Below are 21,370 nucleotides of genomic sequence, written 5' to 3'. Positions count from 1 at the left end.
GACGTTCACGATTTTGTCGCAGTAAAAATTGCCCGAAGCGGGGCAGGGTGCCCTTCGATTGTCTTCGTGTGGTCCATCGGATCTAAAAAATCTGCGAGAGACTCAAACTTCATCCACTCTGTTCTGCGCTGTTCTTTTACGCTTGTCCGGTTGATGTCAACACAAGCGACATCTTTAAAACCGCAACGACGCAGCCACAAGAGCATGGTCTGGATGGATGGCAGAAACCAGACGTTACGCATCTTGGCGTATCGCCCTTCAGGCATGAACGCCGTTCCTTCCTCTCCCTCGACAACAAGAGTCTCCAGTACCAGTTCTCCTCCTGACCGCAGACACCCTCGCAGCTCAAACAGATGGTCCAGAGGCGACCGGCGATGATAGAGTACGCCCATAGAAAAAACCGTGTCAAAACAAGCCAGACCGGCCGGAATATCCTCAATCCCCAGCGGCAGCACGTAGTGGTTTTTGCCCCCCAGGTAGCGCTGCACGACATGGAACTGCATAACGGAAAGCAGGGTCGGGTCGATCCCCAGAACAAGATCTGCACCTTCGCCAAGCATGCGCCAGCCGTGATAACCATTCCCGCAACCGATATCCAGGATCTTAAGCCCCTTGAGCGACTGAATATGAGGCAGGACGCGATCCCACTTCCAGTCTGAGCGCCATTCAGTATCAATATTGACACCGAAAATGTCGTAAGGGCCTTTCCTCCAGGGGTGGAAGGCCTGAAGTTGTTCAGAAAACTCTTCAGGGGTGAGCCCAACAAGGTCTTCGGGACACCCTATCTCAACCTTTGTTTTTAGTTCCATCTTTGATGGTTTCAGTTGAGGCAGTCTCTGCAGGGCTTTTTGCCAGAGGGGCATTGTACCGTGACTCTCCACAGCCATACGCTCAGGGATCAACTGCTGTAGCTCATGAGCCCATTGTTCTAGCCCAATGGCTTCGAGTTGTGGATATAAAGATTTGTAGAGGGTCATTTGATGGCGATCATGGACGCAAAGTTGAAGCACTGAAACCAGACTTCACTCATGGGAAACCCGGCTTCCTGTAAGCGCTGTTTATGGCAGGTGAAGCTCTCCGGGATCATCACACGCTCAAGAGCTGTGCGCTTTTGACTGATCTCCAGATCGCTATAGCCGTTGGCTCGCTTGAAATCGTGATGGGCTTCGGTATGAAAGTCCTGCTTGACCTGGTCATCAAAGGCCATTTTTTCGGACAATATCAACACGCCGCCCGGTTTCAGGCCTTGGTAAATGCGTGTGATTAGCGCCAAGCGTTGATCAAGAGGGATAAACTGCAACGTGAAGTTGAGAACGACAACTGACGCATCTTCTATGGCGATGTCCTTGATATCAGCACAAACCATCTCGACAGGAACCTTTGACGAATTGTCTGAGGCCAAAAGCTCCACGCCTCGCTCGACCATTGCCTCGGAATTGTCCACGGCAATAATTTTACAGTCCGGCTGATTGATGCGCAGGCGCATCGACAGGCTGACGGCTCCCAGAGAGCAGCCGAGATCGTAGCAGCGGCTATTAGGCTGGGCATACTTTGCCGCCAGGATTCCTATCGTTGAAATCATGGTGCCGTAGCCAGGGACCGAGCGCTGGATCATGTCGGGGAAGACATCTGCCACCTTCTCATCAAAATCAAAGTCGATGATTTCGTTCAATGGCGAAGCATAAATTTCGTCTTGTTTTTTTACCACTGATTGTCGACCTTTCCTGTCTGTTGATCATTCTTGAACCGATTGTCCTTTTAGGACGCCTGGTTGTCAATAGTCTGTTTACAAGAGACGAAACTATTCAAGCTTCATACTGCAAGGGTTACAAAATCGATTGCTGTGATAGAATCGAAACAGGTCGAAATTCGAGCAAAGGAGAACGATTAATGCCATCAGAATCATTCTCAGTGAGAATTTACCTTCAGGACGGTCACGTTGACGGTGTGAAGGTTGTCGCCAGGTCGAAATGGTCCGGCCGCGCCCTCGTGATCCCTCGCAGTTCTATGCCTGAAGAGATAAATCGTGACGAGCTTAATGCCCCGGGCGTCTATGTCCTGATTGGCCCTTCCGATCAGCAGGGTCGGGAAACCCTCTATATAGGCGCAGCGGACCCGATCTCTGCAGACCTGGAAAAACATCTAAGCAATAAAAGTTTCTGGACCTGGACGATCGTTTGTTCGTGTAAACACGACAGCCTTACTCAGGCTCATATTGAGTACATCAAGTCACGCTTGATAAAATTGGCCCAAGAGGCCGGTAAAGCGACCCTCGACAATCAAGAACGCCCTGAACTTCCACTGCTTGACGATGTAGATGTTGAATATGCCGAAACGTTCCTTGGCCATTCACTGAGTATCTACCCGGTGTTCGGCTTGAGAGCTTTTGAAGGGCCGTGAAGAGCCGCTTGAGCCATGAGCAACAAGCAAGACAAACCTAGCCCATTTATTAACGCAAAGGCGCAAAGGGGTAGAGAAAGCCCGCAAAGAAAACCACTTCAAAAAGCAAGAAGAGTCACCCTTTGCGCCTCTCCTGGCTTTTCTTAGCGTCTTTGCGTTGGTCTTTTGGTTTCAGCCTTTACTGTTTTGGTGTAAAACGTATTCCCTACTGATGTGCAAAGGACAGCCATGACCAGGAATAAAACAACCAATCACCAGACCGACCACCATGAAGAGGGCGTAGAGGTTCCATATCAAGACATCAACCCTGAGACACTGCGCAACATGATCGAAGAGTTCGTGTCCCGTGATGGCTCAGACTGGGGAGACGCTGGCGGTTCGATGGAGGCCAAGATCGAGCAGGTACTCCGTCAACTCAAGGCCGGAAAAATCTTTGTCGCATTTGACCTGACGTCGCAAACTGCGAATATCGTGACAAAAGCTTAGACCGTTTTCAGCCAAAACCTGGCGTCCATTTTGTCTTCTTAAGATTAAAAAAGCTCCCGTTGTAAAAACATTCGACGTTTCGTAAAAGTCTTATTGACTCCCTATTTTGCCCTTGCTATATTGCAAGAAATTAGACTGCAACTCGTCTCCTTTTAAGCGGATCCAGAGAGATCGGCAAGGGTGGCCCAAAATGCCTCACATAGATAATAAAACAAGAGCTGTGCCTTTCCGTAATCGACGGGAAGGTATTTTTTTGTCCTAAATTCGGGAGGAAAAGATGGCCAAGGCGGAAACTGCAATTTTAGACAAAGCCGGCGTAGCACGCGCTATCACCAGGATTGCCCACGAGATTCTGGAACATAACAAGGGCGGCGAGAAGCTCGCTCTGGTCGGTATCCGTACCGGTGGTGATCACCTGGCAACCCTGCTGCAAACACGCATCAACGAGATTGAAGGCCTTGAAGTCCCGCTCGGAGCGGTCGACATCACCATGTATCGTGACGACCTGGCCTCTCGAGGCAGTTTGCCGATCGGCAAAACAGACATTCCATTCCACCTTGATGGCAAACAGGTCATCCTGGTTGATGATGTTCTCTATACCGGTCGCACCATTCGTTCAGCAATGGATGCTTTGATGGACTTTGGTCGCCCAAGCACTATCCAGCTCGCCGTTTTGATCGATCGAGGTCACCGTGAGCTGCCGATACGTGCCGATTACGTTGGCCGGAACGTACCGACAGCTCGCGAAGAAGATATCGCGGTTATCTTTGATGATGAATTGAATCCGGTCGAAGTCCGACTGGTTAAGCCTTAGGAGAGAGTTTATGTCATTCCAGCACAAACATATTCTTGGCATTGAGCAGATGACCAAAGAGGACATTCAGATGATCCTCGATACGGCTGATTCTTTTAAAGAGATCAATTCCCGCGAAATCAAGAAGGTTCCGACCTTGCGCGGCAAGACGATTATCAACGCCTTTTTTGAAGCCAGCACGCGGACCCGGCTTTCTTTCGAGATCGCCGGCAAACGGCTCTCTGCAGACACGGTTAATATCTCCGGATCGACGTCATCAGTCGTCAAAGGTGAGACGCTTGAAGATACCGCTAAAAACATCGAAGCGATGGCTCCTGATATCATCGTTATCCGCCACGGTCATTCCGGTGCACCGCACTACCTGTCTGAGCGGGTAGGCTGTTCGGTTGTCAACGCTGGCGACGGAGCTCATGAGCACCCAAGCCAAGCCTTGCTGGACCTGATGACCATGCGTGAGCATAAAGGCAGCATAGAAGGTCTTGAAGTTGCCATTGTTGGCGACATCACTCATAGCCGGGTCGCACGCTCCGATATTTACGCTCTGTCCAGAATGGGCGCCAAGGTTCGTTTGTGCGGACCGGGAACCATGATGCCGATCGGTATTGAACGACTTGGCAACGTGGAAGTCTTTACCGACATACGTGAGGCCATAGAAGGCGCTGACGTCGTCATGATGCTGCGCATCCAGATGGAGCGGCAGAGCAATATCCTGCTGCCCAGCCTGCGCGAATATGCCCGATTCTACGGTCTCAACCCAACCAACCTGAAGCTGGCCAAGCCGGATGCGATAGTCATGCACCCGGGCCCGATGAACCGCGGCGTGGAAATCTCCTCAGCGGTTGCCGACGGCGGGCAGAACGTCATCCTCGACCAGGTAGAGAACGGTGTCGCCACAAGAATGGCGCTCCTCTATCTCGTCAGTGGCGTCGAATCAATGCAAACCAACGATTAAGTCTAGATATAAGGAATTGGTGAGAGCTATGGCTAAAATACTGATTAAAGGCGGACGGGTGATCAGCCCGGCGCAAAAGCTTGATAAGACCTGCGATATCCTGATCGAAAAGGGCAAGATCGTCGCGATCGGCAAAGGTCTTGATGACAAAGGCGCCAAGGTTATCGACGCCGCTGGCAAAATTATCACTCCCGGCCTGGTCGATATTCATGTCCACTTGCGCGATCCGGGCCTTGAATACAAAGAAGACATCGCCTCCGGCACTCTCTCAGCGGTCACCGGCGGCTTTACTTCCGTGGCTTGCATGCCGAACACGCAACCGGTTAACGACAACCAGACCGTCACCAGTTACATTCTGAATAAAGCGGCCCAGGAAGGCCATTGTCGTGTGTTCCCGATCGCCAGCATCAGCAAAGGCCTAAACGGCGAATCACTGACGGGCATGGGCGAGCTGAAAGAGCTGGGCGTCACGGCGGTCTCCGATGATGGCAAGCCGGTTAGCAATCCTCAGTTGATGCGCCGCGCCATGGAATATGCCAAACCTTTCGGTCTGACGATCGTGTCCCACGCGGAAGACCTCGACCTGGTTGGCTCCGGAGTGATGAACGAAGGACCTGTCTCAACAGAGCTCGGGCTTAAAGGGATCACCTGGGTCTCGGAAGACTCCGCGACCGCAAGAGAAGTGATGCTTGCTGAATGTACCGGTGCGAACCTTCACGTTGCACATGTTTCCACGAGGGGCTCGATCGACATCGTGCGTCAGGCGAAAAAACGCGGTGTCTCAGTCACCTGTGAAGTCGCCCCGCATCATTTCACCTTGACCGATGAGGCCGTTCGCGGCTACAACACCAACGCCAAGATGAACCCACCTTTGCGCGGCGCAGAAGACAAGGAAGCCGTGCGCCAGGGTCTGGCTGATGGAACCGTTGATGCGATCGCTACAGATCACGCTCCCCACCATATTGATGAGAAAAACGTCGAATTCAATATTGCCATGAACGGCATCGTTGGCCTCGAGACCGCACTGCCTCTTTCTTTGCAGTTGGTTAAAGACGGTGTTATCGATCTGCCCAGGGCTATTGCTCTCTTGACCAGCGGCCCCGCAGGAGCCCTGAATCTCCCTGTCGGTCAATTGCAAGAAGGAGGGGACGCTGACATCGCAATCATAGACACTGAGTTGGAGTGGACAGTTGATGCCCAGAAGCTGGCGAGCAAGAGTAAAAACACCCCGTTTGATGGCTGGAAGATGAAGGGTGCTGCAGTCTGCACGATCGTCGCCGGCAAGATCGCATACCAGAGATAAGTCAACGGAAGTATTTGTGCCTCAGGCCGGGACGTCTTCTGACCTGAGGTTCACCATGTTCAAATCAAGGAGTTGTTTATGAAAGCAGCATTGGCCCTGGCCGATGGAAGAGTTTTCTTCGGTCAAGCCTTAGGAGCCTCCGGTGAAATCTCCGGAGAGGTTGTTTTTAACACCAGTATGTCCGGTTACCAGGAGATCCTGACCGATCCGTCCTATCGTGGTGAAATCGTAACCATGACCTACCCATTGATCGGCAACTACGGGATCAACCGTGAAGACATTGAATCATCAAGACCTCACCTTGCCGGCTTTATCGTCAAGGAAGCCTGTGATATGCCGAGCAACTGGCGTTCGGAGATGACCCTTGATGCTTATCTAAAGGAAAACAACATCATCGGTCTCTCCGGGATCGATACCCGCGCGCTGGTACGTCATATCCGCGACAAAGGCGCCCAGACCGGTATTATTTCGACAATTGACCTGGATGCTGACAGCCTGGTGGCAAAAGCCAAGGCGGCGCCTTCAATCGTCGGCCAGGATCTCGTGCAGGAAGTGACCTGTAAGGAGATTTACGACTGGAATGAGGGGACCTGGGATCTGGCCGACGGCTATAAAAAACAGCAAGGTCCGGCTAAGTACAAGGTGGTCGCCTACGACTTCGGCATCAAATACAACATCTTGCGCAACCTGGTCAGTAAAGGCTGTGCCGTCACTGTTGTGCCTGCCGATACACCCGCAGAAGAAGTTCTGGCGATGCAGCCTGATGGCGTTTTCCTCAGCAACGGCCCCGGGGACCCTGAGCCGATCACTTATGCCCAGGAGAATATCCGCCAACTGCTCGGCAAGGTTCCACTCTTCGGCATCTGTCTCGGCCACCAGCTTCTCTCGATTGCGCTGGGCGGCAGCACCTACAAACTGAAATTCGGTCATCGCGGCGGCAACCAGCCTGTACGACGTGGAGAGGGTCACAATGTCGAGATCACATCGCAGAACCATGGCTTTGCGGTCGATGCCAGCACCCTGCAGGATGATGCGGTTGTCACGCACATCAATCTCAACGACAACACCGTTGAAGGCTTAAAGCATAAGACTATGCCGGCGTTCTCTGTACAGTATCATCCCGAGGCTTCACCGGGGCCTCACGACGCCAATTACCTGTTTGGTGAATTCATTAAGCTGATGGAAAGCTGGAAGAACCGTGGCGCGTAGCGCGTCGTGAGTAGAGACAAGACCATAAGACTTTTCGCGCCACGCGTTACCCGCTACGCGCTACCAAGGAAGCAAGATGCCCAAAAGAACTGATATCAAGAAGATTCTCATCGTTGGTGCCGGGCCGATTGTTATCGGCCAGGCCTGCGAGTTTGACTATTCCGGGACCCAGGCCTGCAAGGCGTTGAAAGAGGAGGGCTACGAAGTCGTTCTTCTCAACTCCAACCCTGCAACGATCATGACCGATCCCGACTTTGCTGATCGCACCTACATCGAGCCGGTCAATCCTGAGACGCTGGCACGTATCATCGCCAAGGAAAGACCGCAAGCCCTGCTGCCAACCCTCGGTGGGCAGACAGCTCTTAACTGTGCTGTTGCAGTCGCTAAAGACGGCACTCTCGATAAATATAATGTTGAGCTGATCGGCGCGAAACTCCCGGCCATCGAAAAGGCCGAGGATCGTACCCTGTTTAAGGCGGCTATGGAGAACATCGGCATAGCTGTACCGAAATCCGGGCTGGCTCACAGTCGTGAAGAGGCGATCGAAGTTATCGAAAGCATTGGCTTCCCTGTTATTATCCGTCCTTCCTTTACTCTCGGCGGCACCGGCGGCGGCATTGCCTACAACATGGAAGAGTACCTGCAGATCGCCATGTCCGGGATCGATGCTTCGCCAACCGATGAGGTCCTGGTTGAAGAATCAGTCATCGGCTGGAAAGAGTTCGAGCTTGAGGTTATGCGTGACACAGCCGATAACGTGGTCATTATCTGTTCTATCGAGAACCTCGACCCCATGGGTGTCCACACGGGAGACTCCATTACTGTCGCGCCTGCACAGACACTGACTGACAAAGAGTATCAACTGCTGCGTGATGCCTCGATCAGGATTATTCGTGAGATCGGGGTTGAAACGGGCGGCTCTAACATCCAGTTCGGCATCAATCCTGATGATGGCCGCATGGTTGTTATCGAAATGAATCCTCGTGTATCGCGTTCTTCAGCGTTGGCCTCTAAAGCGACCGGCTTTCCGATCGCCAAGATCGCTGCCAAGCTTTCGATCGGCTACACTCTTGACGAAATCCCCAACGACATCACCCGCGAGACTTACGCGTCTTTTGAGCCGACTATCGACTATGTGGTCACCAAGATGCCGCGCTTCACCTTCGAAAAGTTTCCCCAAGCCGACGCGACCTTGACGACCCAGATGAAGTCTGTCGGTGAGGCCATGTCGATTGGCCGGACTTTCAAGGAGAGCCTGCAGAAAGCAATGCGTTCGCTGGAGATTGGTTCCTGTGGCTTCGAGAGCCGTTTTTTTGATGACGCTGAGCTGAATCGTCGCACCCTTGACGACTCGGAGCTCCATGCTCTTGAGGAAAAGTTACGGGTCCCCAATTGTGAGCGCCTCTGGTATGTCGCTGACGCCATGCGTGCAGGCTTGACGATCAACGAGATCTTCGCTTTAACGTATATTGATCGCTGGTTTCTGCACAAAATTGAGCAACTCGTGGCGATGGAGGAACGGTTACTCAAGGCAAAAGAACTGCTGGAGCAACCTGAGGGGGAAGTCTTCCAGACGTTGCTACGCGAAGCCAAGCAGATGGGCTTCTCGGATATGCGCCTGGCCAAACTCTGGAAGAGCCACGAAGACAAAGTCCGTGCTCTTCGTCACAAGCTCAACATCAGGCCCGTCTACAAACGGGTTGACACCTGCGGAGCGGAATTCGAAGCCTTTACCCCTTATCTTTACTCTTCATACGAAGAAGAATGCGAAGCGGAGCCGACGGATCGCAAGAAGATCATGATCCTCGGCGGTGGGCCAAACCGTATCGGCCAGGGCATCGAGTTTGATTACTGCTGCGTCCACGGCGTCTTTGCCCTCGGTGAAGATGGCTACGAGACCATCATGGTTAACTGTAACCCGGAGACGGTTTCAACCGACTATGACACCTCGGATCGCCTTTACTTTGAGCCTTTAACCTTTGAGGACGTGCTTGAGATCGTTCATGTCGAGAAGCCTGAGGGCGTCATCGTACAGTTTGGCGGGCAGACGCCGCTTAAGCTTGCTGTTGCACTGGAAAAGGCTGGCGTGCCGATCATTGGCACTACTCCGGACGCGATCGACCGTGCTGAGGATCGTGAACGTTTCCAGGAGCTCCTGTACAAGCTGGGTTTGAAGCAGCCTGCAAACGGCATTGCTCGCTCGGTTCCCGAGTCGGAGAAGATCGCCGAGCGCGTTGGTTACCCTGTTGTTGTCAGACCAAGTTATGTGTTGGGCGGAAGGGCCATGGAAATCGTCCACGACCTGCAGCAACTGCGTGACTACATGCAACATGCGGTAGAAGCCTCTCCCGATCATCCGATCCTGGTCGATAAATTCCTGAGCCAGGCGATCGAGGTCGATGTGGACGCACTTTGTGACCGCAAGCAGGTTGTTATCGGCGGCATCATGCAGCACATTGAGGAGGCGGGTATCCACTCGGGAGATTCAGCCTGTGTGCTTCCTCCCTATTCCCTGGACAAGTCGATCGTTGATGAGATCCGTCGTCAAACAGTCGCCCTGGCCCTTGAACTGGGTGTTTGCGGCCTGATGAATATCCAGTTTGCGGTCAAAGATGATGAGATCTTCCTGCTTGAGGTCAATCCCCGTGCCAGCCGGACATCGCCCTTTGTCTCCAAGGCGACAGGAAGGCCCTTGGCCAAAATCGCCGCACGCATTATGGCAGGGAAGACTCTGGCAGAGCTTGGAGTCGTAGAAGAGATTATCCCTGAACACATCTCTATCAAAGAGTCGGTCTTCCCCTTTACCAAGTTCCCCGGTGTCGATAGTCTGCTTGGCCCTGAGATGAAGTCTACCGGCGAAGTCATGGGTATTGATTTTGAATTCGGCAAAGCCTTTGCCAAGGCCCAATTGGGTGCGAATGTCCGCCTGCCGACTTCGGGCCAGGTTTTTGTCAGCGTCAAGGAAGAGGATAAAACAGCGATCGTTGAACCGGTGCTTAAACTGCGTGATGCAGGTTTCGAGATCGTCGCAACCAGCGGCACAGCGGCTTTCCTGCGTGCCTACGGAGTTCAGGCGACTCCAATCAACAAGGTTAAGGAAGGGCGACCACACTGCGTAGACGCCATCAAGAACAACCAGATCAACCTGGTATTCAATACGACCTTCGGAACCCAGTCGATCATTGACTCATTTTCTATCCGTCGTTCAGCGCTTATGCACAACGTTGCCTACTTCACAACTGTCGCTGGAATACAGGCTGCGGCAGACGGGATTCTGGCCATGAAGCGTGAAAGTCTTGACGTTACGCCGATTCAGGAGTACTATCCCCAAAACGGGTAGAGGTCTACCCGTTTTTCATTATTTAAGATTCTACTGTTCGGGCGGGTTATCCTGCCCGAACAATTTTATTAATAAGCAAGGAAGAAACTGTTATGTCAGAAACCGTACCGATGACACCTGAGGGACACCAGAGACTTCAGGAAGAACTAAAACACCTGATCCGCGTTGAACGTCCCAAGGTTATTCAGGATATTGCTGAAGCCCGCGCTCATGGCGATCTTTCAGAGAACGCCGAGTATGATGCGGCTAAAGAGCGCCAAGGCTTTGTTGAGGGTCGGATTTCTGAGATCAACGGTAAGATGGCTCGCTGCCAGGTTATCGATCCTTCAGAGATGGATACCGATAAAATCGTTTTCGGTGCAACCGTCAAACTGTTTGATGTCGAGTCAGAGAGTGAAGTGACTTACCGCATCGTCGGGCAGGATGAGGCGGACATCAAGGCTGGACTGATTTCCATCAACAGCCCGGTCGCCAAGGCCTTGATCGGTCATCGTGTTGATGATGAGGTGAACATCAAGGTACCATCAGGTATCAGAACTTACGAAATCATTGATATCAATTACGTTTAGAGGGAGCCACACAAATGTCTGTAATCACTAAAGATATGACCTTTCACGAAGTTATGCAAAAAAGCCCTGATGTTGTGAAAGTTCTAGGGTCCTTTAACCTTGGCTGCGTTGGCTGTATGGGCGCCATCAACGAAACCCTCGAGCAGGGCGCTATGGCTCACGGTCTTGATGTTGAAGAGCTGCTGACAGCACTGAACGCAATCTTTTAACGCAAAGACGCAAAGTTTAGCCTTGGACGCAAAGAAACCTTTTTATGCTTCAAGATTTGAGTTTTGTTGTCCTTACCCTTGGCCCCAGTTATGTTGTTAAGTTTTCCCCTTTGCGCCTTTGCGTTACGCTCTTAGAGTTCCGGTAATAACAACCTTGTGGGGTGGCGGAGATGACCAAAGCGTCCACAGACCAATCTCACCAAAACCTATCCACCCCCGTTGTTCATCTTAAAGGGGTTGGCCCTCGTGTCGCAGAAAAACTCGCCAAACTCGATATCCACACTATAGAAGACCTCCTTTACGTCCTGCCTCACCGTTACGAAGATCGTCGACAATTCAGGAAGATAGCTCACTTGCGTGATGGGGTACATGAAGTCTTTTCCGGGGAGATCCTGGCCTGTGGAGAAGCCACAACTTCGCGCGCGCGTCGCAAGCTCTTTGAAGCTGTCGTCAGTGATGGAACCGGGCAAATAGTCCTTAAGTGGTTTCATTACCGCAAAGGCAGCATGGAGAAGCGTTTCGCTGTCGGCAAGCGAGCTGTCTTTACGGGAGAGGTGAAGCGCTATGGGGCAACACGAGAAATCCATCACCCCGACACCGAGTTCCTCGCTCAAGGCCAATCCCTTGCTGATTATCAAAGCTCAGACCCCCTGGCTTTTGGCAGGATATTGCCCGTATATCCACTCACCGAGGGGTTGACTCAGTATACGGCTCGAAAAATATGGAAGCAGGCAGTTGACAGCTACGCAGCCTGTGTCCAGTCCCATCTGCCTGCTGATATGATCCGTAAGCACAAACTACAGCCACTTTCTGAGGCCTTGCAACAGATTCATTGGCCTTCAAACGACACCAACATCGACGATCTTGAGAAGACCAGCAATCCGTCACTCCGATCGCTGGTTTACGACGAGTTTTTCTTTTTGGAGTTGGGATTAGCTCTTAAGCGACGTGGCGTTATCCTTGAGGAAGGAATTCCTTTCAATGTCACCCATAAATACACTAAGCCTCTCGCGGCAACCTTGCCATATCGACTAACAGGTGCTCAACGCCGCGTTCTTGGTGAAATAAAACAAGACCTGATGTCTCCACACCCAATGAATCGATTGATCCAGGGCGACGTTGGTTGCGGGAAGACGATCGTCGCTTTAATGGCAGCACTGGTGGCAATCGAGAATAATACCCAGGTGGCAGTTGTTGCACCGACAGAGATCCTTGCTGAGCAGCACTATCTGCAATTTCATGTTTGGTTTGAGCAGTTGGGCCTAAAGACCGCACTTCTGCGTGGCAAGATGCCCGCCGCTGAAAAGCGTGAGCTTGTCGAATCATTAAGAGCGGGGAATGTCCATCTGGTGGTCGGCACCCATGCGGTTCTTCAGGAAGGTGTTGAATTCAAAAAGCTCGGTCTTGGTATTATTGACGAACAACACCGCTTTGGAGTTCGACAGCGTGCGGTGCTGAGAGGGAAGGGTAGCAATCCTCACATTCTGGTCATGACTGCGACTCCTATCCCGAGGACTTTATCGCTCACTGTTTATGGCGACCTGGCATTATCAGTGATCGACGAAATGCCTCCGGGGCGTACGCCTGTTGAAACAGTTGTTGCTTCAGAAGCTCAAAGAGGGCGTGTCTACAGTCGTTTAAGGCAGGAGATCGAGCAGGGCAACCAGGCCTACATCGTTTATCCTCTTGTTGAAGAGTCCGAAAAGAGTGACCTTTTGGCAGCGACAGAAGGCGCAGAACAGCTCAAAAACGAGGTCTTCCCTCAAGCGCGACTCGGTTTGCTGCACGGCCGGATGAAGCCGGCAGAAAAAGAAGAAGTCATGGTTCGCTTCAAGGCTCATGAAATTGACATCCTGGTGGCCACCACGGTTATTGAGGTCGGTATTGATGTTCCCAATGCAACAGTCATGCTGGTTGAACATGCCGAGCGATTTGGCCTTGCGCAGCTTCACCAACTGCGTGGCAGGGTCGGTCGAGGAAAAGCGAGCAGCATCTGTATATTATTGAAATCATATCGTTGTAGCGAAGAAGGTGAGAAACGACTTGAAGTTATGAGGGCAACCAATGACGGCTTTAAGATCGCTGAAGCAGATCTGGAGATTCGTGGCCCAGGGGAATTCCTCGGCACTCGACAGAGCGGTTTACCAGACTTTCGCGTTGCCAACATTCTGCGCGATGGACGGATTCTTGAAGAAGCTCGAAAAGACGCCTTTGCTTATGCCGACAGCAAGGAGTTCAGAGACTCAAAGCAGGTTCAGGAGGTGCTCAAAGAACGATGGGGCAACCGTCTTGAGTTGGCCAGTATTGGGTGAGACTTTGCTGTAAGTAATAAGTTTTGAGAACCCTGCAAACCTCTGCTTGTTCTGCTGGCATTAGCAGTGCCTCCTGTTCTTTTAAACCTCAAGATGACTCACCTACTGTAATAATAAGTACTTATACCTACAAATGTAACCCTACATTGTAGACATCTCCCGACATCTTAGCCGATGTCCGCTGACAATCCATACCTTAGGGCATACGATCTTATTCAACAATAATGATCGTCGACTAAACGGGAGGATGTCATGATGAAATCACAATGTTTGAGTTTTCTTGTAATCTTATTCACCATCGCAGCATGCGCACCCATCAATTACGAAGCGACTTACCGTCCACTCTCAGGGCATGATTCTATCTACAGGTCATCACAGACCTACGTAAGGCCGATCCAGGTCACCCTATATACAGACTCTACTTACTCAGGCGTCAAGTTCGTACCGATTCAGATTGTTATTTCAAATGGTGAATACGTAGAAATTCCGGTTAAAAACAGAAGAGGGCGGTCTTCACGAATTTTTGCCCATTACCATCACGGCAATCTGCACTTTGATAACAATCGAAAGTGTCAGAAATTACAGGGTTCGACCGGCTATCAATATGATAGACGCTGGGACAAGGGATACAAGTATACGCACGTAAATGCAGGTCATGATTACGATTTTACCGGACTTCGTCTAGTAATACGCAATGTTCCAAAGGCTGATAATCGACCAGGACAGTTCTTGACTGCAAAATCACCCAAAATTCACAATAAAACCTTAAATGCCGAAAAATATCAGGCAGTTAAATACAACAACAAAAATTCGAACAACAAAAAGATTGCGGTCCATAAGCAACTCAAAAACGTTAAAAGGAAAGTCGTTGCGGCAACAAAAACGTCTAAACAGCCAAATCAATCGAGCAGCGATAAGCGTTTAGATTCTAAAGATAAAACCAGGGTCATCGGTGCTGGCGAATTGAAAAAGTTAGTCGAGCCGAATATCATTCGAGAAGTATCCAGGCATGACAAGGCAGGCAAGACTGCGGTCACTGTGCGAAGAAATGACCCTGGGTTGGCAAATAAGCCTGCCAGTAAACGTTCTGTTGCTGCCCAAGGAATCCGCCCAGCAAACGAAACAAAACGTCAACAGGTCAAACCTCAGAATAAATCAGTGAACGCGGCACCTGATGTCAATAAAGCCAATCAAGGCCAAAGCATAGAAGGAAGGGCGTCTGTTTCTAAAAAAGCAAAACAGGTTCAGTCTATTCCGAAGAAGGCTAGCCGCGCACAGGGTCAAAAGCAACCAATTGACAAGGCGGGAATTCAACAAGAACCTCCAGAGCTTTCAGTTATAGCTCACCCACAAGGAAGGAACAAACATGCAAAGGGCAAAATAAAATGACGGTTTGTATCCCTGCCTTTTGTCTCAACTGGCAGGTCATAGCTTCATACTGGTAGTTTTGCCACCGCACTTTCATCTTCTTGAAGGTGCGGCTTTCACATTTGCCCTGTAAGCCACTTTCTTTTTTAGACGCATGCCGAAGCATGGACTTTTTGACTGCTTTTTAGCCTACATAACATCAATCCATCCATATTCGCTTTTTCCACTTTGAGAGCAACTAGATCCCCCTGCATCCTCCACCATGTTTCAACATTACAAAAGTTTACATAATATATATTATGCGACGTTATGCGTAGGCGGCAATATGAACGCCGAGTGTAAAACTGATATACCCTTCCGGGTGCTGATAAAAAAAGAAAGGATTTATGGAGAAGAAATGTTCTTCGAATTCGGTGTTATCAGGTCAGTGCTTTTGAGTAATCTGAAAAAAGAAAGTGGCTTACAGGGCAAATTTGAAAACCCTTACTGCCCGGGCATGGAAAAAAGTATCTTTAAATATGCTTTTGACTAGAACATCGATAACTGTCTGGTTTCTTGTGCGGACTCAGGTTTGCGTTCCGCTCGCTTCTTCTTTTCTACGGCCATTTTCGCAGGGTTTTGTGTTTTTCTCTGATGCTCTGATTGGTTCCTAAAGGTTTGGTAGGCACTCGCAACGCCGATCCCAACTCGTAGGCGATTTTTTGCCTGGTTAGACCCTGGACAGGCGCCCTTCCTGTTTAGCCCTAGCTATCCCCACGGACTGACTCTCTCGGATAATCTGTCTCTCGAAGTCAAAGATCTCAAAGAGCGGCACCAGTATAATTTCTCCGTGTGGTCTTGATGTGTCAATGCCACTGGTCTTAAGTAACCGGAAATAATTGTCTTAGGATACGTTTTTATCATTTAGGTATACCCTATTTTAAGGACTATCAGAACTGCATCTAATACGCTATTGATAGCTATTTGATAATGCTGTCATTTAAGAAATAAGGACTCTTTTGATAGTGTTGAAATAGAGTATATTGGTAAATCAACTTGATTTAAAACAACTATTTTGCAGGTTGGACTGGATTTGGAACAAAAGAACGTAATCAGTCTGGTGGGAAATATGGGATAGCCAGTCCCGGTCTAAGACCTTTGTCGACGACAGAACCTTTGGCCCTTCCCGAAAGTCCTCCGGTACATACAGCTATAAAGCGCCATATCAAAACAGGAGGAAAGTTTCTGATAGGCACACAATCGACTTGATAGATAAGTTTAAGTGTGGTGTTTTAAGTTGCTGTAATACAAACGTTTCTGTTGTAGAGTAAGCTAACATTCGCAACTTTGTAGGCGCTCCCCTAACCCTACTTGCCCTTCCTAAGCACATTCAAACGTTCCTGAGCAATCTTTGCATTAGGCGAGTCCGGATACTTTCTGACCACCTCTTCGTACAGTTTTAAAGCATGCTCTATGTTGTTCTGTTTCTCCTCGAGCTGCGCAATTTCGAGTTGTTGTTCTCCCAGGTCGCCGGTACAAGCAGTCAAGGCCGTGAAAAAAATGAACAACAGGATCAAGAAGTGTTTTTTCATGGTGTTTCCTTTCCAATTATCGAGGCCGGTCGGTAACAGCTTGCCACTTTGTGTAACATAGGTAAAACCGCTAATCAGCAAACCACAACCACCGCAGCTAATTGTCGATAACAATCGATCAAAGGCATTGTGGGGTGACCATCAAGGTCACACATCGCTTCCAGAGTCGCGGAACGGATAAATCGGTTGCGTAGCTGTATCCCCTGTAAAGTGTGTTGGGTAAACAGTTTGTTTCGGGATTTGTCATTGTTTCTTCCTATATGGTGAGTGCTGGCGGGTTACGATCCTGCCGCCGTTTCGTTGCAGTTCCAGCCCCAGCCGCGCTGTTTCTCGACAAAAGCCCTGGCCTTCTCTTCACAGTAGCCGACTTCGTCTTGTGCTCTCCAGAGTGTCTCTGTAACACTATCTTTCTGGTATCGGACTTCGCAAGGGACTTTCGCTTCCTGATCTTGATACACAACGCTGACCACTCGTTCTTGTGAACTGTTGGTGCAAGTGTAGGTTTCATCAGCTATGGCAGTGGTGGCGAGCAGGCCTAGAGAAGCTGCGAGGCAGAGAGTGGTTAATCTTTTCATTGGTTAAATCCTTTTCGTTGTTTTTGGTTTTGGTTGAATGGAGAGCTAAAAGGATGATCTGCAAGTCCATGCAGTTGACCTCAAACGTTAAAGAGGAAGTGGCAGATATCACCGTCCTCAATCGTGTAGTCTTTACCATTTAGCTGCATCTTACCCGCCTTCTTGACAGCCTGTTCAGAACCTGCGGCCATCAGGTCGTCGAATTTCATAACCTCGACTCGGATAAAGCCTCGTTCGATGTCACTGTGGATCTTGCCACCGGCCATTGGCGCGCTGGAGCCTTTGCGGATGGTCCAGGCGCGGCACTCGTCTTCACCAGAGGTGTAGAAGCTCATGAGGCCAAGTGCGTCGTAAAGGGCGGCGTTAATCCGGTCGAGGCTCGGTTCGGTGATGCCCATTGCCTCCATGAATTCAGTACGCTCCCCTTCGTCATCGATAGCCGCTATTTCGCTCTCGATCGCACAGGAGATAGTAAAGACGCCAGGTCCGAAATCTTTGCCGATGTCATCCTCGGAGACGTTGTAGGCAAAAAGGAGCGGCATACGGGTGATCAGTTCGAGGCTTTTAATCGCATGTTCTTCGTCAGGATCAAGTTCTACGGTGCTCAAGAAGCGTTCCTCCTCCAGGGCCGTGTTGAAGCGTTGAAGGACTTCTTCTTCCAGAGCTTGCTCTGTCGTCTGACCTTTCTTCTTGTCTTTGGCGAGGCGCTGCAGGCGCGTCTCGACCAACTGCATGTCGGCCAGCAATAGCTCTGTTTCGATCGTGGCCCGATCACGCTCTGGATCCACCGATCCGGCGGGGTGAAAAACATCCGGCGAGTCGAAGGATCTGATCAGCAGGCAGAGAAGATCACAGCGCTGGGCCGGGTCCATCCAGAGGCGCGAGGTGCCGCTAGCGGTAATGTCAGGGCAGAGTACAAACTGGTTCTCGGCATAAGTGGTCTTTTCAGGCTTGTAAAAATCGCTTAAAGCATCGACACGGCTGTCTTTGATCGCAGCACTACCTTCGATGGCCTCACCGGGTTTGACAGTCGGGGGTATGGATCGTCCGGTCAGCAGCGTGAAGAGGGTTTTCTTGCCCGTCTGGGCCAGGCCCAATATTGCGATCTTCATAAAGTTATCCTTTTTGGCGGTTCGTGTTGCTCTGAACTGCACTATGAGATGTCAACCAAGACAGTATACTTAGTTTGTTTGAGTTTTGAATAGGGATATCGTCTCTAACACCGGTATTTGAAGGAAGTTGTCATGAAATAGTTAGTTGCCTTGTTTGCCGCCAGTACATTGAGTGTTCGACAGGCTGCCAGGATAAGTGAATAGAAAGGTGACGAAGTCCGAAGGGCAACTGTGGCACGAGAGGGACACTTCCGGGAGTGCCCCAGATCAGCCCGATCCCAGCTTATGCACAAATATTAGCTTTGCTCCAAAAGCTGTGATTCAATCCTACTTGTCTAATCCCTGTTTCAATGTTTTCCCTAGCATAGCAAAGCCCAACCTCTATAGGAGGTTGGGCTTGAGATTCAGTTGTCGCTTCCACTAGAAGAATGACAACTGCTCTGTATCAGTTTCGCTTTTTGGCTTGCGCTATCCTATCTTCGGCTTATCGACAGGTTCTGTGGACAGGCACATTAATAAATCCCCTGATCATTTTGACATCCGCGAGCCGGTCAGCTCAACTCTCCCCTCGCCATAACAAGGTTAAACTCTAGAGAACCTCGCCACCTGTACTATCGTTACGAACAGCTTCCATAAAGAGTTATCGATCAATCGAAATCCCCATCTCACTCAATCTCTCATCCACCCGCTTCATCAACTCTTCCTCAAAGTGATCATTCCACAACCGCACATATTGCTGGCTTTCAGCCGCAATCTGCGAACTGACTTTTAACGACTTGCGCGCCACATCGGTTTTGTAAAAGGACAAAAGTTGATGAATTTCATCGGCTGTGTAATAACGTCGGTAAATCGGCACCAGGGCATTAAGAAGGCGTTGGTGTTCGCCCTCCGCGACAGTCTTGATCTCTTCGGTGATGATCTGTTCTTTCTTCCCTGCCGGAACTTCCATTGATGTCAACAGGGAAGCAAGTTGAACGGAGTAGTTGTTCTCGACACTTTCCATGATTCGCCCGGTGAGGCTGTAACGGACCAACTGCTCTGCTTCGAGGGCTTTCCCCGCTTCAGAGGTTGGCACTGCTGTCGTGGCCGCACAGGCTGTGAGAGTGATAGCCAAAAGCAGAGTCATCAGGATACGCATAGAGATCTTTCCTTTATTCATAAATTAAAATCCGGGGACATAACAGAATGGCGCTAGTTTAAGCCCATATCGCAAAGACAAAAAACATAAATCGGGAGTACACATTTATTCGAAATTCCTTCCTGACATATTCAAAACTTCAAGAGAAGACCTGCCAACGATATGTGTAATGCTCATTTTATCATGCTCTGAATATTTGATCCTTGCCCAAGCCAGCATTGGAGCATTCCTTGGCATAACAAAGCCCACCTCTCCTGCGAAAGTTGGGCCGGGATGGTTTGTGGCATGCAAGAACATGAGTCTAGCCATGCTAATTTCTACCTAATACTGCGCATAACCCTTTGGCCAGGACTTTGGCCATTTATACTGTTCTATATATCCTTAGATAATATGAGAATTGGTTGCGGGAGGATTTTTAAAAACTGTCCACGGATCAGCGAGGAGTTTCTTGAAAGTAGTGAATTGTAAAAAAAGTGTCTGATCTTCATGGATAACATGGATGCCTTGTTTGGCAGGATTCGCATGTCCATGTTTTGTTCTTATTGCGGGTCATTTTTTCGCCACACTCTGGGCAGCGGAGATCTCGATGTAAATACCCAAAAGCCGAAACACAAATGATTAAAAGAACAAATACAGCAAGAACAAAACCTGCAACTCCCAAAAGATCACCTCCCTCGGAAAAGGAAAAGAAACAGCACAAACACTGCAACCAGGACAACTATGACGCCGATTACATCTTCCATTTAAAAATCTCCTTTTTTAAAAAAACAGGCTCAATGGAATAATTTTCACATACCCTGATAAATAGGAAAGGCCACTTGGATCATCTCCAGAGCTAGGTCAATGAAGGGTATCTTCAATATCCTCATCTTCTATCGGTTCATCAACTGTGTCCAGAATCATGGTATGACATTCAACATCAAACCATTCATGGAACATTGCAAGGGTTCGATGCTCCGGCCAGAGGGTGTCATCCGCATACCATCCTTCTAGTTCATTGGTAAAGAGTACTTCAAAGTTCATTTCGATCCATGCAGACAAAGAATCATCATTATCTGCATCCTCATCACTGACCAGATATACGGCACGTTCCCGATTGATTTCTTCTAGTGATACTTCAGGCATATCGATTTCATGATATGGGTTGGCGTCATTGACCCAATTAACGGCAGGTTGCTTGTATCTGAGTATGATTGCGGCTCTATTGATCATGAACACCCCACTAGTAAAAATAGAATTTCTTGTTGGTCCTGACTTCTGGGACACTAGAAAAGCTTACTTCCGACTTTCGCATCCACAGCAGGGGAGACAAATGTTGCCTCACCACTCTCGGCCTTTGGAAATTGAACCCCTAAAATCAATACTTCCGAAGTGACCGGCCCCATTTGTCTCGGTTCAAAATTAAGAACTCCAAGTACGAGTCTGTTTTTTACTTCTTCAATAGAGTGTTGAGTAAAGCGTCCATAACTAATACGTTGGCCGTACTTCCCAAAATCTACGATCATTTTGTAAGTAGGTTTATGTGTTTGGCTTTCAAGTGCAACATCTATTACCTTGCCAACTCGAATATCGAGTTTTTCAAATGACTCATCAAACGTAACTATAGGTTTTGTTTCTTTGACCATTTTCTGCTCCTGGACAATAGGTCGGTATCCCGGCCCCTAGACTATCATTTATCCTCTCACATTGTTACAAGACGTTTGATTTGGCTGAGATTTGAAATTCTTGCTGTCCCTGATAAATGAAAACGGCCACCAAGGATCGTCCTTTGGTGGCCATAGTTTTGTGTATTAAACAGCTTACTGAATACCTTTATCAATAAGAAGCCGTTTATGATCTAAAAAATCAACGAGGTCTTCGTATGTCATAATCTACTCAAAAAAAGAGTTGTCATTATCGTCCCTCCCCATGAACCACACCGAACCAAGGGTTGCCACTCTAACTCAGAAAGATATTCAGGTAAAGATTTCAGCAACATAAACACTCTATGCGGCGAAAACATGCTTATTGAA

Annotated in this window: 19 protein-coding genes; 11 read left to right on the top strand and 8 right to left on the bottom strand. The window is 49.5% G+C overall.

The genetic code is table 11. The features are described from left to right. Positions 1-5: 5 nt before the first annotated feature. Both cmoB and cmoA read right to left on the bottom strand, forming a co-directional pair. Positions 6-977, bottom strand: a complete 972-nt coding sequence (gene cmoB / locus P9J64_02455; GenBank protein MDG5467179.1) for a tRNA 5-methoxyuridine(34)/uridine 5-oxyacetic acid(34) synthase CmoB — start codon at positions 975-977, stop codon at positions 6-8. After that, positions 974-1,708 carry a carboxy-S-adenosyl-L-methionine synthase CmoA gene (gene cmoA, locus P9J64_02450; protein MDG5467178.1) on the bottom strand — a complete coding sequence of 245 codons (735 nt, stop codon included), beginning with the start codon at positions 1,706-1,708 and terminating at the stop codon, positions 974-976. Before cmoA ends, cmoB begins: the two co-directional genes overlap by 4 nt. A 182-nt stretch (positions 1,709-1,890) precedes the next feature. Here cmoA and P9J64_02445 point away from each other — a divergent pair, with 182 nt between their 5' ends. The 11 genes from P9J64_02445 to P9J64_02395 all read left to right on the top strand — a co-directional run bounded on the left by P9J64_02445 (position 1,891) and on the right by P9J64_02395 (position 14,983). Continuing rightward, positions 1,891-2,400 (top strand): GIY-YIG nuclease family protein, encoded by a 510-nt coding sequence (locus P9J64_02445; protein MDG5467177.1) that lies wholly within the window; start codon positions 1,891-1,893, stop codon positions 2,398-2,400. Positions 2,401-2,628: 228 nt separating this feature from the next. Beyond that, positions 2,629-2,886: a YheU family protein gene (locus P9J64_02440; protein ID MDG5467176.1), complete on the top strand. Its 258-nt coding sequence runs from the start codon at positions 2,629-2,631 to the stop codon at positions 2,884-2,886. Positions 2,887-3,163: 277 nt separating this feature from the next. Further along, entirely contained in the window at positions 3,164-3,700 is a 537-nt protein-coding gene (gene pyrR, locus P9J64_02435; GenBank protein MDG5467175.1) for a bifunctional pyr operon transcriptional regulator/uracil phosphoribosyltransferase PyrR, read from the top strand. A gap of 10 nt (positions 3,701-3,710) precedes the next feature. Then, the gene (locus P9J64_02430) at positions 3,711-4,652 is read left to right on the top strand and encodes an aspartate carbamoyltransferase catalytic subunit (protein ID MDG5467174.1); all 942 of its coding nucleotides are present in this window, start codon (positions 3,711-3,713) and stop codon (positions 4,650-4,652) included. A 28-nt stretch (positions 4,653-4,680) separates the two neighbouring features. Continuing rightward, on the top strand, positions 4,681-5,955 hold the full coding sequence (locus P9J64_02425; protein ID MDG5467173.1) for a dihydroorotase: 1,275 nt from the start codon (positions 4,681-4,683) through the stop codon (positions 5,953-5,955). Between the two features lie 78 nt (positions 5,956-6,033). Further along, a complete protein-coding gene (gene carA, locus P9J64_02420) occupies positions 6,034-7,164 on the top strand; it encodes a glutamine-hydrolyzing carbamoyl-phosphate synthase small subunit (protein MDG5467172.1) in 1,131 nt (376 codons plus the stop codon). A 76-nt stretch (positions 7,165-7,240) separates the two neighbouring features. Then, the gene (gene carB, locus P9J64_02415) at positions 7,241-10,504 is read left to right on the top strand and encodes a carbamoyl-phosphate synthase large subunit (protein MDG5467171.1); all 3,264 of its coding nucleotides are present in this window, start codon (positions 7,241-7,243) and stop codon (positions 10,502-10,504) included. 92 nt (positions 10,505-10,596) lie between these two features. Further along, positions 10,597-11,073 (top strand): transcription elongation factor GreA, encoded by a 477-nt coding sequence (gene greA, locus P9J64_02410; GenBank protein MDG5467170.1) that lies wholly within the window; start codon positions 10,597-10,599, stop codon positions 11,071-11,073. 14 nt (positions 11,074-11,087) lie between these two features. After that, complete coding sequence (locus P9J64_02405) at positions 11,088-11,282, top strand: DUF1858 domain-containing protein (GenBank protein ID MDG5467169.1); 195 nt, start codon at positions 11,088-11,090, stop codon at positions 11,280-11,282. Positions 11,283-11,452: 170 nt separating this feature from the next. After that, positions 11,453-13,594 carry an ATP-dependent DNA helicase RecG gene (gene recG, locus P9J64_02400; GenBank protein MDG5467168.1) on the top strand — a complete coding sequence of 714 codons (2,142 nt, stop codon included), beginning with the start codon at positions 11,453-11,455 and terminating at the stop codon, positions 13,592-13,594. Between the two features lie 252 nt (positions 13,595-13,846). Further along, entirely contained in the window at positions 13,847-14,983 is a 1,137-nt protein-coding gene (locus P9J64_02395) for a hypothetical protein (GenBank protein MDG5467167.1), read from the top strand. 1,325 nt (positions 14,984-16,308) lie between these two features. Here the strand turns inward: P9J64_02395 and P9J64_02390 are convergent. The 6 genes from P9J64_02390 to P9J64_02365 form a co-directional block, all read right to left on the bottom strand. After that, on the bottom strand, positions 16,309-16,533 hold the full coding sequence (locus P9J64_02390) for a hypothetical protein (GenBank protein MDG5467166.1): 225 nt from the start codon (positions 16,531-16,533) through the stop codon (positions 16,309-16,311). A gap of 278 nt (positions 16,534-16,811) precedes the next feature. Continuing rightward, a complete protein-coding gene (locus tag P9J64_02385) occupies positions 16,812-17,108 on the bottom strand; it encodes a hypothetical protein (protein ID MDG5467165.1) in 297 nt (98 codons plus the stop codon). A gap of 80 nt (positions 17,109-17,188) precedes the next feature. After that, on the bottom strand, positions 17,189-18,220 hold the full coding sequence (locus tag P9J64_02380; GenBank protein ID MDG5467164.1) for a DUF933 domain-containing protein: 1,032 nt from the start codon (positions 18,218-18,220) through the stop codon (positions 17,189-17,191). Positions 18,221-18,860: 640 nt separating this feature from the next. After that, positions 18,861-19,379: a DUF2059 domain-containing protein gene (locus P9J64_02375; GenBank protein ID MDG5467163.1), complete on the bottom strand. Its 519-nt coding sequence runs from the start codon at positions 19,377-19,379 to the stop codon at positions 18,861-18,863. 819 nt (positions 19,380-20,198) lie between these two features. Next, on the bottom strand, positions 20,199-20,570 hold the full coding sequence (locus P9J64_02370; protein ID MDG5467162.1) for a hypothetical protein: 372 nt from the start codon (positions 20,568-20,570) through the stop codon (positions 20,199-20,201). A 53-nt stretch (positions 20,571-20,623) separates the two neighbouring features. Next, the gene (locus tag P9J64_02365; protein MDG5467161.1) at positions 20,624-20,983 is read right to left on the bottom strand and encodes a tRNA-binding protein; all 360 of its coding nucleotides are present in this window, start codon (positions 20,981-20,983) and stop codon (positions 20,624-20,626) included. Positions 20,984-21,370: the final 387 nt, after the last annotated feature.

Source organism: Deltaproteobacteria bacterium IMCC39524 (assembly GCA_029667085.1).
Taxonomy (GTDB): Bacteria; Desulfobacterota; Desulfuromonadia; order Desulfuromonadales; family BM103; genus M0040.
This window is presented reverse-complemented; position numbering and strand designations above follow the sequence as displayed.

Bases quoted from the DNA above. Each gene is read 5' to 3' on its own strand.
- recG (MDG5467168.1), top strand. From the start codon at position 11,453: ATGACCAAAGCGTCCACAGACCAATCTCACCAAAACCTATCCACCCCC.
- carB (MDG5467171.1), top strand. From the start codon at position 7,241: ATGCCCAAAAGAACTGATATCAAGAAGATTCTCATCGTTGGTGCCGGG.
- P9J64_02370 (MDG5467162.1), bottom strand. From the start codon at position 20,570: ATGATCAATAGAGCCGCAATCATACTCAGATACAAGCAACCTGCCGTT.
- greA (MDG5467170.1), top strand. From the start codon at position 10,597: ATGTCAGAAACCGTACCGATGACACCTGAGGGACACCAGAGACTTCAG.
- P9J64_02405 (MDG5467169.1), top strand. From the start codon at position 11,088: ATGTCTGTAATCACTAAAGATATGACCTTTCACGAAGTTATGCAAAAA.
- cmoB (MDG5467179.1), bottom strand. From the start codon at position 977: ATGACCCTCTACAAATCTTTATATCCACAACTCGAAGCCATTGGGCTA.
- P9J64_02445 (MDG5467177.1), top strand. From the start codon at position 1,891: ATGCCATCAGAATCATTCTCAGTGAGAATTTACCTTCAGGACGGTCAC.
- P9J64_02430 (MDG5467174.1), top strand. From the start codon at position 3,711: ATGTCATTCCAGCACAAACATATTCTTGGCATTGAGCAGATGACCAAA.
- P9J64_02425 (MDG5467173.1), top strand. From the start codon at position 4,681: ATGGCTAAAATACTGATTAAAGGCGGACGGGTGATCAGCCCGGCGCAA.
- pyrR (MDG5467175.1), top strand. From the start codon at position 3,164: ATGGCCAAGGCGGAAACTGCAATTTTAGACAAAGCCGGCGTAGCACGC.
- P9J64_02365 (MDG5467161.1), bottom strand. From the start codon at position 20,983: ATGGTCAAAGAAACAAAACCTATAGTTACGTTTGATGAGTCATTTGAA.
- P9J64_02380 (MDG5467164.1), bottom strand. From the start codon at position 18,220: ATGAAGATCGCAATATTGGGCCTGGCCCAGACGGGCAAGAAAACCCTC.
- P9J64_02385 (MDG5467165.1), bottom strand. From the start codon at position 17,108: ATGAAAAGATTAACCACTCTCTGCCTCGCAGCTTCTCTAGGCCTGCTC.
- P9J64_02395 (MDG5467167.1), top strand. From the start codon at position 13,847: ATGATGAAATCACAATGTTTGAGTTTTCTTGTAATCTTATTCACCATC.
- P9J64_02375 (MDG5467163.1), bottom strand. From the start codon at position 19,379: ATGAATAAAGGAAAGATCTCTATGCGTATCCTGATGACTCTGCTTTTG.
- carA (MDG5467172.1), top strand. From the start codon at position 6,034: ATGAAAGCAGCATTGGCCCTGGCCGATGGAAGAGTTTTCTTCGGTCAA.
- P9J64_02440 (MDG5467176.1), top strand. From the start codon at position 2,629: ATGACCAGGAATAAAACAACCAATCACCAGACCGACCACCATGAAGAG.
- P9J64_02390 (MDG5467166.1), bottom strand. From the start codon at position 16,533: ATGAAAAAACACTTCTTGATCCTGTTGTTCATTTTTTTCACGGCCTTG.